This is a genomic window from uncultured Oscillibacter sp. (genome assembly GCF_900544955.1).
Lineage (GTDB): Bacteria > Bacillota > Clostridia > Oscillospirales > Oscillospiraceae > Oscillibacter.
This window is the reverse complement of the sequence record NZ_UQXD01000055.1, coordinates 1-13,840: the sequence shown is the minus strand read 5'-3', so window position 1 is coordinate 13,840 and position 13,840 is coordinate 1. Positions and strand designations below refer to the sequence as shown.

Sequence of the window (13,840 nt, the reverse complement as noted above, 5' to 3'; positions counted from 1 at the left end):
GCACGGTCCAAAAGAAAAACGCTGTTCCTTGCAAAGCTGACCCCTTTTAGGGGTCGGCTTTGCACAACGGGGGTATTCGGAGCCGGTGCTTCTGGTCCTTGGGTGGCCTTCTGCCGGCTCGCGCCGAACGCAGTACAGACTTTGGGATGCGGTTCCCGCGATTGGGGGCCTGGTTTGTCGGGGCGGTCATCGAAAGGCCCCTGCTCCGCTTTCCGCGCTCCCCGCTTCACTCAGCGCTGCCCGGGCGGTATGGGAGGGCAGCAATTCCTAGTTCCAACCGCAGAAAGAGACGCGCAAGCTATTCAGTGTAGCCTGTAAGCCAGATCTTCCGCAACCGCCGGAGCAGCGACAGCGAAAAAAGAAGCAAATCAAGTCGGTCTTGCACCCTAAACTCGCAATACCCGGTCGCGGGCGGGAGACGTTCAGCATAATCCGTAGGCCTGACCTTCCGCAACCGCCAAGGCAGCGGCAGCGGAAAGAGGAGCAACCCAAATCGGTCTTGCAACCATAAACTCGCACTTCCCAGTCGCGGACGGGAGACGTTCAGCGTAACCCGTGAGCCTGACCTTCCGCAACCGCCGGGGCAGCGGCAGCGGAAAAAGAAGCAAGCCAAGTCGGTCTTGCACCCCAAACTCGCACTTCCCGGTCGCAGGCGGGAGGCCAAAGCGAGATCGGACCAAACCCGCGCCAAACGTTTCCACCGGGCCAACTCGTACAGGACTTCAAAGGCCCGCGTCCCCACATTGCGCCCGCAAGGGTGCATTGTGGTTCAGCGCCTTTTCTTTTACACCGTGCACGGCGCGTTTTCTTTTCGGCAAGACGTTTTGGAGTCCCCGCAGAGACCCGGCGAAGCGGTCTCTGCGGGGAGCGGAGGAGTAAGGGAGCGGGCGCAGTTTTCACCGCTGGCGGAAACGGAGGCAAGCGGACTTTGCGACGGCGCCATGGGGGTGCATTCCGTGCCGCAAAGCGGCACTTCCCCCGTCCCGCCCCAGGGGGGGCGGAATTCTCCCGTCCCCGCGCCGATGCGCGGACCGTCCTCCCGCCCCCGTGGAGCGGCGTCCCCTCGTCCCTGCCTGGCGGCACTCTATCCGGCCGGAGTTCAGTCTCCCCCCGTCCAACAAGCGGCTGTTTTCAGGCTTTTTCAGAACACAAAAAGCCCCAGTCCATTCCCTCTCAAAGCCCCATCCAGAGCTTCACATGCAAAACCGCGCAGGCTCCCAGCAGCAGCGTCAGCGCCCCCTGCCCCCAGATCAGGCTGTACGTTACGCCCGACTCCCCGCCGGAGCGCGCCAGCATGGAGAGAAACACATACACCGCCGCCACGGCGAAGGCAATGGCAATCATCCCCGCCGCCAGCTCCCATTTCAGGGCCGCCGCGCCCAAATACAGCAGAAATCCGACGCCGGAGACCACGGCCCCCCGCTGCATCTGTCCCACGGTCTGGAGAAAAAATCCCTTTTTCATCGGCAACCTCCTTTGTCAGTATCCATTGACGATCACGTTCAGCACCCGGCCCGCTACAGTGCCCGCCACGGTGCTGCCGCCGCCGCCGTTTTCCACCAGCACCACAAAGGCGTAGGGGGCGTCCTCATTCCGGAGGAAGCCCGCAAACCAGGCGTGGGGCGTCTGCCCCTCCCCCACCTCGGCGGTGCCGGACTTGGCGCACAGGTCCATGTTGGGAAAGCGTTTCGTGCCGTACGTCCGCTCCACATTGGCGGCCATCATGTCCGCCAGCTTCTCCGCCGTGGCCCGGGAGACCAGGGTGCCGGTTTTACTGGTGAGATGGGGCAGGGAGGGCACCCCCAGGGCGCTGACGGTCTTTTCAATGAGGTAGGGCTGCGCCGCCCTGCCGCCGCCCGCGATGGCCCCCATGTAGAGCATCAGGGCGCAGGGATTCACCTGGTCTTTGTACTGGCCCACGCCGGCCCAGCCCAGCTGGCCGGGGGTGACGCCCTCCCAGGAGAAGGACCCCCGGGCGGTGGGCAGGCCGCTGACGGAGTAGCTGGCCGTCAGCCCCGCCTTCTCCGTGTAGGCCCGCAGCGTCTCCGCCCCCAGCTCCTGGGCAATCTGGGCGAAGGCCACGTTGCAGCTGTTGGCGAAGGCGTCCCCGATGTGCTGCTCGCCGTGGACGCCGGAGCAGACGATGGTCTCCTCCCCGATCTGGACGCTGCCGCTGCAGCTCCAGGTCCGGCTCTCCAGGTCCGGCAGCTTTTCCAGCGCCGCCGCCAGCGTCACCGTCTTGTAGACGGAGCCGGGGGTGAAGGTGGAGGAGAGGAAGCGGTTCAGGTAGGCCCCCTTGTAGCGCTCGTTGGTCTCGATGTCGGCGGGGACGCGGAGGGGGTCGTAGCTGGGGGCGGACACCATGCAGACAATCTCCCCCGTCTTGTAGTTGTACACCGCCACGGTGCCCGCGTGGCCGTTCAGGGCCTGATAGGCCTCGTAATTGTACCGTGCGTCGATGGTGAGATACAGCTCCGCCCCCCGGTCGGCGCCGAAGGCCCCGTTGAGCAGGTTGTACCCCGTCAGCCGATCGGCAAAGGCGTTGAGGGCGCCGGTGCCGATGCTGCCCTGCAGGTCCCCCACCGCGTGAAGGGTGGCCTTGCGGACCGTCTCGTTGTCGTAATAGGTCCGCACGCCGTTTTCCGCGCTGGAGAGCACATCGCCGTCCCGGTCCAGCACGGTGCCCACCGCCAGCTGCCCGGCGGTGTTGTAGAGATGGCGGTTGAAGGCCGAGGAGGCCCAGCTGCCGCCGCGGAGCAAATACCGCGCCAGGAAGAGAACCATCCCTGCCGCCAGCACCAGCGCCAGGATGCGGCACAAAATGGCCCGCCGCTCAATTTTCTTCATCTGCCGCCTCCTTGTCTCCGAAGGGGTCCCCCACCGGCTCCGCCCGCCGCCGGGCCTGGTCCGTCAATCGCCGCTGGTGGCTGCGCCGGATGGCGAAGCTGGCGTTCTCCCGGGTGTCCGTGGCCTTCAAAAAGGCCAGCAATCCCCAGGCGGACATCATGGCGGAGCCGCCGTTGGAGACAAAGGGGAAGGTGACGCCGGTGAGCGGCAGCAGGTCCACGGAGCCAAAGACGTTCAGGCAGGTCTGGAACACCAGCAGCGACCCCGCCGCGCAGGCGGCGATGGTGTAAAAGCTGGACCGGCCCGCCCGCACCGCCCGGGCGGCGAAAAAGGCCAGGGTGATGATGGACGCCACCGCCAGCAGCGCGATCAGCAGCCCCCACTCCTCGCACAGCATCCCGAACACCAGGTCCGTGTCCGCCGCGGCGATCCGGTGGAGCCAGCCGTTCCCCGCCCCCATGCCCAAAAGGCCGCCGGAGGCCGCCGCGGACATGGTGCGGGTCTGCTGAAAGCCGGTGGTGGAGGCGGCCTCCCAGGCGTGGCCCCAGGAGGCGAAGCGGCTGAGGATATAGGGCTTGAACTTCACGATGATCCCGGCGCCGAACACCGCCCCGCCGCAGATGAGGGACAGCGTGGCCCAGTCCCCGGAGCGGAGGTAGGCGATGACCAGGAAGGTGACAAAGAAGATGGCCGCCGTGCCGAAGTCGCTCATCAGCCCCAAGAGGCCGATGCAGATGCCGGTGAGCAGGATGAACAGCGCCAGGTTCCGCTTGCGGAACAGCCGCTCCAGCGTGGCGGAGCCGGCGAAGATATAGCAGATTTTGGCAATCTCCGAGGGCTGGAAGCTGAGGCCCCCCAGGGAGATCCAGTTCACGGCGCCGTATTTGGAACTGCCCGCCAGCAGCGTGATACCCAAGAGGCCGATGGCCCCCGCCGCCATCAGCCACCGGTTTTTCTGCACCCGGCTCAAGTCCCGCAGGAAGATACCCAGCACCAAAAACAGCACCAGGCCCAGCAGGATGGCCAGGAACTGCTTATAGAGGCTCCCCGGCGCGCTGGACGCCGTCACCGCCAGGGAGAGGGTGGAGAGGAAGAAGGCGATGGTCTCCAGCTCAAAGCCCACGCAGCGGCTGGCCCGGAGGGCGGCGAAGTAGAGCCACATCACCGCCGTCAGCCCCAGAAAGGACAGGGGCACGGCCACCGTGACGGCCTCCCCCATGGCCACAATCAGCTGGAGGCAGGCCAGCACCTGGAACACCGTCAGGCCCAGGAAGGAGGGGAAGATGGCGGCGGGCCGCTCCGCCCGGCGCCGCCCCTCCAGGGCCTCCCGCTCCGCCACGGTCTGTGGCAGAAACGCCAGGGGCACGCCGCCCAGGGTGATGGTGTCCCCCAGCTTGACGGGGGCAGCGCCCTCCACCCGCTCCCCGTTCACCAGGGTGCCGCCCTTGGAGTCCAGGTCGTACACCGTCCACGCCTCGCTCTCCCCCCGGCACAGCGCCGCGTGCTGGCGGGAGATGCTGGGATAGTTCAAATACACGTCCGCCGTCCTGCTGCGGCCCAGGATGTTCTCCCAGTGGGTCAGGGGGATGGGGGTGCCGTTGGGCAGGCTCAGCTGGCCCCAGGTCTCCGGCGTGTGGGGAATTTTCAAAAGAGACCGCACCGCCCGGTACAAAATCAGCACCGCCAGCACCGGGAAGAACACGCGGACCAGCGCCGTATACCACTCCCCGGCCATGGGGTAGGCCGCCAGCAGGGCGCACACCCGGTCCAGCAGCGCCTGCAAGGGCACCGTCAGCAGCTCCATCATCGTCCTCTCCTCTTTTTTTGAATGGCACTTAGTATATCACCTTTTTCTCCCCCTGTACAGTCCGGTGTCTCCCTTTCCCCGCGCCGCAGGTTCCGCTTTTCCCCGCTTTTTGAAAAAAATAGCCGGGATAGTTTCGCTTTTTCTCTTGACCTTCTGTGGAAAATCCATTAAAATATATTACCGTGCATGAATATGGAAATCGGCGGTCTGCGCCGGTTTCCCGCATCTGCCCGACTCAGTGAATCTCCCGACTCACTTATTATAAAGTTATAAGGAAAGGCCGATCGACAACATGAAACATCCCTATAAGACGCGGGAAGGCGGCGCCACGGTGACAATCTTTGTCCCTTACGACTGCAAGAATCACTGCCCCTTCTGCATCAATAAAGGTGAATACGCGGATCTCACGGGTTTTTCCGCAGAGAAGATTTGCCAGAGCATCCGGCGGATGGACGCCATCACCCCCCGCTGCGACTTCGTGTTCACCGGCGGGGAGCCCCTGGCGGACCTGGACGCCCTCCAGCAGATGCTGGATGAGATCCCCACCACCCACAAGGTCTATATCAACACCACCCTCCCGGTGTCCGAGCACCAGTCCGAAGCGGACATTCTGGCCTTCACCGAGAAGAACAAGCACAAGATCACCTGCATCAACGTCTCCCGCCACATGCAGAAGTACGTGGTGGAGTCCAACGACGGCCTGCTCTCCCGCCTGCCGGTGCCCTTCCGGGTGAACTGCGTGCTGTACAAGGACTATCCCGCCGCCAACCTGGTCCCTTATCTGGAGCGGTTCGGCACCATCCCCGGCGCCTCCATCCAGTTCCGCTTCGACTACACCGCCACCACCCCCGAAAACCTCTACGACGAGGAGGGCGACAAGATTCTCCAGGACCTGAAGAAGATCGCCCGCTACACCGGGCTGGACGGCTGCCGGATGCGCTGCGGCTTCCACTTCGACTATCACGGCATGGAGCTGACGTACCACAAGACCCTGCCCTACTCCACCATCGTGGAGCGGGATGACGCCGACGGCGTGACCTACGACATTCTGTACGACATCCTGATCAAGCAGAACGGCGACATCCACTCCGACTGGGACGGCACGCCCCTGGACGTGGACGCCTACGAAAAGGTGGTCTATGAGCCCTACGACCTGAAGTGGCTGGCCCGGATCGCGTAACATCACAAAAGCGGCGGATACATCCGCCGCTTTTTTACGGAGGAGAATCGGTATGAGAGAGATCAAAACGGTGGGCATCGTGGGCCTGGGGGCCCTCGGCACCATGTACGCCGCCCTGTTCACCCAGGCCCTGGGAAAGGACCGGGTGCTGGTGCTGGCGGACGGACGGCGCACGGAGCGCTACCGCCGGGAGGGCATGTGGTACAACGGAGAGCGGTGCGACCTGCACTACGCCGACGCCGCCGCCGTCACGGAACCGGTGGACCTTTTGCTGTTCGCCGTGAAGTACACCGGCCTGGAGGAGGCCGTGGAGACCTGCCGCCACCTGGTGGGGCCGGAGACCACCCTGCTCTCCATTCTCAACGGCATCTCCAGCGAGGAGCTGCTCTGCCGGGCCTTCGGCCCGGAGCAGGTGGTCTGGTGCGTGGTGGGGAAGGTGGCCGCCCAGAAGGAGGGCAACCGCGTCACCATGTTCCCGGTGGTCCCGCCCGCCGGGGAGATGGACCTGGGCGTTCCCGCCGGCCGAAGCGACGCCCACCTGCGCCGCCTCACCGCCTTTTTCGACTCCATCGGCTTCCGCTACCTGCTGCCGGAGAACATTCTGGTGACCATGTGGAGCAAGCTGCTGTGCAACGTGGGGTGCAACCAGGCGGCCACCGCCTACGAGTGCAACTACCGCGTCCTCCAGTCCCCCGGCCCCGCCCGGGACACCATGCTCTCCGCCATGCGGGAGGTGGTGATCGTGGCCAATGCCGAGGGCATCCCCCTCTCCGAGGAGGACGTGACGCTGTGGACCGCCGTCATCGACCACATGGCCCCCGAAAACGAGCCCTCCATGCGCCAGGACGGCAAGGCCCGCCGGAAGAGCGAACTGGAACTGTTCTCCGGCACCGTGCGCCGCATCGCCCGGTCCCACGGCATCCCCGTGCCGGTCAACGACTGGCTGTACGAGACCATCACCGAAATGGAGCGCCATTATTGACGCCAAGGCCGCCCCGGACGTTGGTCCGGGGCGGCCTTTTTTACGGAAGGGGGAAAAACCGGCCCAGGCGCAGACTTCCCGCCGCCCCGCTCCCCCCCAGCCGCCGCGCCAGGTCCCGGGCCGCGGCCGCCTCCACCGCCGTCTCCACTTGGTTGACATAAAATACATCGTGGAGGGCCTCCCCTCCCAGCACCGCCGCCGCGGTCTCCGGCGTGACGGGGTCCGTCTCCCGGACCCCCGCCAGGATGGCGTACCGCTCCGGCCGGTGGGCCGCCTCCCGGATGGGACGGCCAAACCCGGAGGCCCCCACCACGCACACCCGCCAGGCCCCCGGCGGAATCACCGGCTCGTGGGGGGCGTGGGCCTTGGCGGGACGCCCGGCGGCGCCGTCCGCCTCCACCAGCACATAGTCGAACCGCTCCTCCAACGCCGCCAGAGGAATCTCCAGCGGCCCCAGCTTCCCGGTGCCGGGGAGCTCCCGGCCTCCGCACACCAGGGGGCACGCCGCCCGGAGCCGGTCCAGCTCCGCAAGGTCCCGGGCCAGCGGCAGGCCGGGAACAGGGTACATCTTCGTGGTGGTGCACAGCAGCACCCGGTGCAGCGGCGCCAGGCCCACCCCCAGGGCCCGCAGCAGCGTGGTCTTTCCCCCGCCGCCGATCACCGCCGTGACGCCGGGCCGGATGCCCAGCAGCTCCGCCAGCTCCATTCCGCCGCCCCCTTTCCGTTTTTCCCAGCATAGCACCTCCGCCCCGCCGCCGTCAAGGCGGCAGGCGCAGCCTCCCCAGCGGACGCCCCAAGGCGCAGGGCGCCCGCCGGCGGTCCTCCGGAGGACTGTGCCTCCTGCCGAAGGGCCGCCCGGGAACCCGCCCTTTGCAGCAGCGCCCCCGCCGCGTCCCATCCAAAAAGAGGAAGCACCCCGGTTGGGGTGCTTCCTCTTTGTTCGCTCAGGTGCCGTTTCCCTGCCACAGCTCATTCCACCAGTCGCCGCCCCCGGTGGTGCCGGGGTCCGGTTCCTGGGGCTCACTGGGCTGGGGAGCCGGGGTGCCGCCCTCGCCGCTGCCGCCGTTATCCGACGGCGGGGCCGGGGGCTGGTAGTTGGGGTCGCTGGGGTCCAGCTCCGGGGTCATGGAGTTGCCGCCCTCCGGGTCCTCCGGGTCCACCTCCGGCGGGGCCGTGGTGTGGGCGGGACAGCCGGTGCCCTCCGCCTGGGCCTTTTCCAGGGTGGAGATCAGATAGGCATTGTCCTCCGCCACGATGTTGGGGCCGTAGTCCTCCCGGGTGTAGTCCAGGAAGCCCTTCTGCACCACGGACTCCGGCGGGCAGAACGGCCCGGCCAGGCACTGGCCCTCGGTGCAGTAATCCCGCATGGCGTGGAGGTTGCACGCCTCCGTAGGCGCCGTGCCGGCGGCCACCGTCACCTGCACCCCCCGGTCGCCCCGGACGTCGGCGTGGCAGGCGTCGGTGCACAGCAGGCCGCTGTCCGCGCAGAGCGTCACCGTCTCCAGCCCGCTGGCGGGCTTGGTGAAGGACTTCTCCGGCAGGTCCTCATGGATCTTCTGCATTACCTTTTTCCACAGGGTGATGGCGGGGTTGCCGCTGGCCACGATCTTCTCGTTTTTGTCATAGCCCGTCCACACCGCGGCGCTGTAATAGGGGGTGTAGCCCACAAAGTACCGGTCGTAGTTCTCGCTGGTGGTGCCGGTCTTGCCGGCGATGGCCATGCCGCCGAAGTTGGCGGAGGCGCCGGTGCCGGAGGTGGCGGCGGTCTGGAGCATCCGGGTCATGAGGTAGGCGGTGGTCTCCTTCATGGCCACGTGGCTGTTGCCCTCGTTCTCCAGCACGGTGTCGCCGTTGGCATTGGTCACCCGCACGTACATCCGGGGCTGGTAGTAAACCCCCTGGTTGGCAAAGGCGGCGTAGGCCGCCGCCATCTCCACGGTGCTCAACCCGTAGGTCAGGCCGCCCAGGCCCAGGGCGGAGAGGTTCATGTCGTCCGCCACCAGGGAGAGGTTCAGCTTCTCCGTGGCGAAGGCGAAGGCCTCCGTCACCCCCACCGACTCCAGCGACTGGACGGCGATGGTGTTGATGGAGCGCTTGATGCCCTCGGCCACCGTGGTGAAGCCGGTGTAGGTGTTGGGGGAGTTCTTGGGCCAGGGGCTGCCGTTCAGCAGCCGGACGGGGTAGTTGTCAAAGGTGGTGCCGGGGGTGATGACCCCGGCGTCGATGGCGGGGGCGTAGGCCGTCAGGGGCTTCATGGAGGAGCCCACCTGCCGCTTGCCCACGGCGTAGTTCCACAGGAGGTTGCCCTCCTTGGGCCCGATGGCGCCCACCATGGCCACGATGTCGCCGGTGGAGGGCTCCACAATGGTGATGCCGGACTGAATTTTCTGTCCCTTCCGGGAGGTGATGTCCAGATTGCTGCGGTCCTCATAGACCGACTCGGCGATCTCCTGGATCTTGGGGTCCAGGGTGGTGTAGATATGGTAGCCGCCGTTGTAGAGCAGGGACCGGGCGGCGTCCTCGGAAATCTCCAGCTTCTTGGACAGGTCGCTGGTCACGTCCTTGAACACCTGCTCCACAAACCAGGAGTTCACCCGGTTCTCGCCGCCGCTGGCGGCCTCCGCCGCGGCCACCAGATCCTCCGCGGTGGTGGCGCCGTCGGTGAAGTGCAGCTCCTCCGCCACCGCCGCCCGGTAGGCCTCCTCGGTCTTGATATAGCCCTGCTTCCACATCTCGTTGAGAATGGTCTCCTGGCGCTGCTTGTTCAACTGCCGGGCGGTCTTCTGCACGCCGGTCTCCGGGTTGGTGACCACCACCGTGGACATGGGCCCATAGAGGGAGGGGTTGTTGGTGATGGCGATGAGGCTGGCGCACTCCGCCACAGACAGCTCGGACACGTCCTTGCCAAAGTAGTACTCCGCCGCCGTCTGCACGCCGTAGCACCCCTTGCCCAGGGCGATGTGATTCAGATACAGCTCCAGAATCTCCTGCTTGGTGTAGTTCTTCTCAAACTCCAGGGCCCGGAAAATCTCCCGCACCTTGCGGTTGACGGTGCCCTTGTTGTCGCCGGTCATGTTCTTGAGCAGTTGCTGGGTGATGGTGGACCCGCCGAAGGTGTCCTGGCTCCCGGTGAACATGTTCACCGTGGCGTGGGCGGTGCGCATCCAGTCCACGCCCTTGTGCTCAAAGAACCGCTGGTCCTCGATGGCCACAGCGGCCTGCCACAGGGCGTCCGGCATCTGGGCATAGTCCGCCCAGATGCGGTTTTCCAGGCCGTAGATGTTCTGGTACTCCACCCAGCCGTCGTTCTCCGCCACTTGGTCGTCGTGGTAGTAGACGACCGAGCTGAGCTTCATGTTGTACTCCTCCGCCCGCACCTGTAGCGTGGGGGCCAGGGTGGTGTCCACATACTTCATGAAGATTCCAACCACCATGGCTCCGGTGCAGCAGCCCACCAGCACCAGCGTGCCCAGGATGAAGAAGATCCGCTTGACGATCCCGCCGGCGCCCTTTCCTCTCCGGGGTTCCCGATGCCGGGATGCCTGCTCCGCCCGTTTTCTTTCGTGCTCCAACGCGGTGGCACCTCCTTGCGTTTCAATAGATTTGGCAGAACTCCGCGGCGGCCTTCCGCCCTGCGGAAACTCACAATACGCCATAATACTTACCATTGTACCATCCTCTGTCAACATTGAAAATGTCGTATTTTTCCGAAAAAAAGTTCCTGATTTTACAGAATTTTTTCAATTTGTCCGGGGATTGCTTCCGTCCAGCCGCCGAACTTTGCCGCTTTTCCATCTCTTTCTCCCTTGCAATCCGTCGGGAATTCGGGTACAATAAGGGCAACCAAGAAGAAGGAGGACCGTTTCATGAGCGAGGACTTTGGCCCCACCTTTATTACCGTCACCGATGAGGACGGCACAGAGATCGTCCTGGAGTTCGTGGACGCCCTGGAATACAACGGCCAGATGTATCAGGCCTTCTTCCCCGCCGAGACCGAGGGCGAGGAGGTCAACGGCGAGGAGACCGGCCTGGTGATTTTGAAGGTCATCCACGAGGACGGCGAGGACCTGCTCTCCACCCTGGACTCCGAGGAGGAGCTGAACGCGGTGTACGACCTCTTTGTGGAGGCGCTGTTCAGCGAGGAGGACGGCGAGGAGGAGTAATCCGCCGGACCACTTTCGGAAAACATACCCTGCGGGGTGCGTGATAGGCCTTTTTTTAACCCACATTTCGTTATACGGGATGCCGGATCAGTCCGTGGTTCGCAGGCCTCCCGGCTGCTGTCTGCGGCTGGATGTTGGAAGCGATGAAGCGGGCTGGAGGCAACCCACCTGTCCGTAAAGGTGCAGGTTATAACGGGGCTTACACGGCCGCCGCGGGGTACGTTTGAAAAGAAGCAGGGCTTGCCCTGCTTCTCTTTTTGCCTTTTCAGGTCCATTTCAGGTCTGTGAATTAACATATTGTTCGGATTTTCCGCTTGCACAACGGACCGCAATCCGGTATAATGTTCAAGTGCGTAAAATTTGGTCGGCAGACCATGGCACTTCCCCGCATCTGAATATTTGAGAGGACTGAAACACAAATGAGCGCATCGAAAGAAAATCAAACGCCGCAGGACCTGGGCGGCAGCGGCTGGGGCGATCCCAAGACGGCCCGGGAGGCCCAGCAGCGCAAGGCTGAAAAACGCAGCAACATCCTGTACGGCACCATCGCCGTTCTCTTCGCGGTTGTTGCCATCGTCACCCTCGTCTGGCGCAGCAATATCCTGTCCAGAACCCTGCCCGCCGTCACCATCGACGGCCAGAACTACACCGCCGCCGAGGTGAACTTCTACTACCAGAACGTCTATCAGACCTTCCTGGGGCAGAACTCCTCCATCGTCAGCTATCTGGGCCTGAACCCCAACGAATCCCTCCGGGGCCAGATCATCGACGAGACCACCGCCGGCATGATGGACGTGGAGGCCGGCACCTCCTGGTACGACTACTTCCTGGACCAGGCGCTGCAGCAGATGGCCACCATCCAGGCCACCCTGGACGCCGCCGAGGCCGAGGGCTTCGCCTACCCCGCCGGGGTACAGGCCCAGTATGAGGACTCCGTGGCCTCTCTGGAGCGGGCCGCCGCAGCCAGCGGCACCTCTGTGGACAAGTACCTCCAGTCCAACCTGGGCGCCTCCATGACGGAGAAGGCCTACAACTCCCAGCTGCTGCGGATGCTGCAGTACAGCGCCTACTCCAGCGCCTATCTGGACGGCCTGACCTTCACCGACGCGGAGCTGGAGGCCGCCTACGCAGAGGCCCCCAATACCTATGACAAGGCCAGCTATGAAGTGGTCACCGTCCGCGGCGCCGCCCAGAGCACCACCGACGCCGACGGCAACACCGTGGAGCCCACCGAGGAGGAGACCCAGGCCGCGCTGGACGCCGCCAAGGCCACTGCCGACAGCATCCTCTCCGCCTATCAGGCCGGCGGGGACCTCTCCGAGCTGGCCGAGACCAACGAGGCCACCTACACCCAGCAGACCGCCGGCACATACGGCGGCGACGCCATCACCGAGTGGGTGTTTGACAGCGCCCGGACCGCCGGCGACACCGCCGTGCTGGAGAGCGGCAGCAACTACTGTGTGACCGTGTTCCACGACCGCTTCCGGGAGACCTATTCCACCATCGACGTCCGCCACATCCTCTTCACCCCCGCCGCCGGCACCCTGACCGCCGAGGACGAGGGCTATGAGGCGGAGCAGGCCCAGCTGAAGGCCGACGCCCTGGCCCAGGCCGAGGACATCCTGGCCCAGTGGCAGTCCGGCGAGGCCACCGAGGCGTCCTTCGCCGCCCTGGCCATGGAGCACTCCGCCGACGGTTCCAAGTACGACGGCGGTCTCTACACCGGCGTCTACCAGGGCCAGATGGTGGAGACCTTCAACGACTGGTGCTTCGACAGTGCCCGCCGCAGCGGCGACACCGGCATTGTGGAGACCGACTACGGCGCCCACGTGATGTACTTCGTGGGCGAGGATCTGCCCTTCTGGCAGTCCCAGGTGGCCAACACCCTGAAAAACCAGGCGTACAGCGCCTGGGTGGCGGAGCTGGCCGGCAAGTACACCGCCGAGCAGCACGGCTTCGCCATGAAGTTTGTGGGCTGATCGTCCGGCAAATAACAGTGGGGGCCGGCTTTTCAAAAGCCGGCCCCCTTTGCGGTTTTAGGAGGAACCCCGCCATGGATGAACGATTCCTGCGCAATGAGATGCTCTGGGGCCCGGAGGCCCAGGCCCGTCTGGCCGCGTCCCACGTGATCCTCTTCGGCCTGGGCGGCGTGGGCAGCTACGCGGCGGAATGCCTGGCCCGCTCCGGCGTGGGGGAGCTGACGCTGGTGGACGGGGACACCGTCTCCGCCTCCAACATCAACCGCCAGTTGGAGGCCCTGAGCTCCACCGTGGGTCTGCCCAAGGCCCAGGCCGTGGCGGACCGCCTCCGGGACATCAACCCCGCCGCCGTCCTCCACCCCCGCCACGCCGTCTACGACGCCGCCCACCGAATGGACTTCTTTCCCCCGGACTGCCGGTACGACTACATCGTGGACGCCATCGACCTGGTGAGCTGCAAGCTGGACCTGGCGGAGACCGCCCGGCGCCTGGGCATCCCCCTGGTGATGGCCCTGGGCACCGGCAACAAGCTGGACCCCTCCCTGCTGCGCCTGGCGGACATCTCCCAGACCTTCGGCTGTCCCCTGGCCCGGGTGAAGCGCCGGGAGCTGCGCCGCCGGGGTATCCTGCACCAACGGGTGGTTTTCAGCCCGGAGGAGCCCCGCCCCGCCGCCCAGCTGGAGGCGCCGCCCCCCGGCCGGCGCAGCGTGCCGGCCAGCAACCCCTGGGTCCCCGCCGCGGCGGGGCTGCTGCTGGGCAGCGCCGTGGTCCGGGAGCTCATCGAGAAAGAGGGAACACCATCATGCTGACAGGCACCATCGTCAACGCCCTGGCGGTCCTGGCCGGAGCCGCCGCCGGAATGCTGCTGACTTTCCTGGCGGG

At 65.4% G+C, this 13,840-nt stretch carries 10 protein-coding genes and 1 other RNA gene; 6 read left to right on the top strand and 5 right to left on the bottom strand.

Going from position 1 to position 13,840, the window contains the following annotated elements:
- Positions 1–1,173: 1,173 nt before the first annotated feature.
- From QZS21_RS10720 to QZS21_RS10710, 3 genes are read right to left on the bottom strand one after another with little or no spacing between them, the layout of a single operon-like run.
- Positions 1,174–1,464 carry a hypothetical protein gene (locus tag QZS21_RS10720; protein WP_295583223.1) on the bottom strand — a complete coding sequence of 97 codons (291 nt, stop codon included), beginning with the start codon at positions 1,462–1,464 and terminating at the stop codon, positions 1,174–1,176.
- Positions 1,465–1,479: 15 nt separating this feature from the next.
- Positions 1,480–2,847, bottom strand: a complete 1,368-nt coding sequence (locus QZS21_RS10715) for a penicillin-binding transpeptidase domain-containing protein (protein ID WP_295583221.1) — start codon at positions 2,845–2,847, stop codon at positions 1,480–1,482.
- On the bottom strand, positions 2,834–4,654 hold the full coding sequence (locus QZS21_RS10710; RefSeq protein ID WP_366557618.1) for an FtsW/RodA/SpoVE family cell cycle protein: 1,821 nt from the start codon (positions 4,652–4,654) through the stop codon (positions 2,834–2,836). Before QZS21_RS10710 ends, QZS21_RS10715 begins: the two co-directional genes overlap by 14 nt.
- 448 nt (positions 4,655–5,102) lie before the next feature.
- On the opposite strand from QZS21_RS10710, the gene QZS21_RS10705 reads away from it, so the two are divergent.
- Complete coding sequence (locus QZS21_RS10705; protein WP_366557617.1) at positions 5,103–5,834, top strand: hypothetical protein; 732 nt, start codon at positions 5,103–5,105, stop codon at positions 5,832–5,834.
- Between the two features lie 52 nt (positions 5,835–5,886).
- Positions 5,887–6,816 carry a ketopantoate reductase family protein gene (locus QZS21_RS10700; protein WP_295583217.1) on the top strand — a complete coding sequence of 310 codons (930 nt, stop codon included), beginning with the start codon at positions 5,887–5,889 and terminating at the stop codon, positions 6,814–6,816.
- A gap of 40 nt (positions 6,817–6,856) precedes the next feature.
- Here the strand turns inward: QZS21_RS10700 and yqeC are convergent, their stop codons facing one another.
- Together yqeC and QZS21_RS10690 are read right to left on the bottom strand one after the other, a co-directional pair.
- Positions 6,857–7,522: a selenium cofactor biosynthesis protein YqeC gene (yqeC, locus tag QZS21_RS10695; RefSeq protein WP_295583215.1), complete on the bottom strand. Its 666-nt coding sequence runs from the start codon at positions 7,520–7,522 to the stop codon at positions 6,857–6,859.
- A 238-nt stretch (positions 7,523–7,760) separates the two neighbouring features.
- Positions 7,761–10,388: a transglycosylase domain-containing protein gene (locus QZS21_RS10690; protein ID WP_295583213.1), complete on the bottom strand. Its 2,628-nt coding sequence runs from the start codon at positions 10,386–10,388 to the stop codon at positions 7,761–7,763.
- Positions 10,389–10,682: 294 nt separating this feature from the next.
- On the opposite strand from QZS21_RS10690, the gene QZS21_RS10685 reads away from it, so the two are divergent.
- The 4 genes from QZS21_RS10685 (at position 10,683) to QZS21_RS10670 (ending at position 13,767) form a co-directional block, all read left to right on the top strand.
- Positions 10,683–10,979: a DUF1292 domain-containing protein gene (locus QZS21_RS10685; RefSeq protein WP_295583211.1), complete on the top strand. Its 297-nt coding sequence runs from the start codon at positions 10,683–10,685 to the stop codon at positions 10,977–10,979.
- A 23-nt stretch (positions 10,980–11,002) separates the two neighbouring features.
- Positions 11,003–11,202, top strand: a non-coding RNA gene (ssrS, locus tag QZS21_RS10680) — 6S RNA.
- Between the two features lie 196 nt (positions 11,203–11,398).
- Positions 11,399–12,958 (top strand): peptidylprolyl isomerase, encoded by a 1,560-nt coding sequence (locus QZS21_RS10675; RefSeq protein WP_295583209.1) that lies wholly within the window; start codon positions 11,399–11,401, stop codon positions 12,956–12,958.
- Between the two features lie 74 nt (positions 12,959–13,032).
- The gene (locus tag QZS21_RS10670) at positions 13,033–13,767 is read left to right on the top strand and encodes a tRNA threonylcarbamoyladenosine dehydratase (protein ID WP_295583206.1); all 735 of its coding nucleotides are present in this window, start codon (positions 13,033–13,035) and stop codon (positions 13,765–13,767) included.
- Positions 13,768–13,840: the final 73 nt, after the last annotated feature.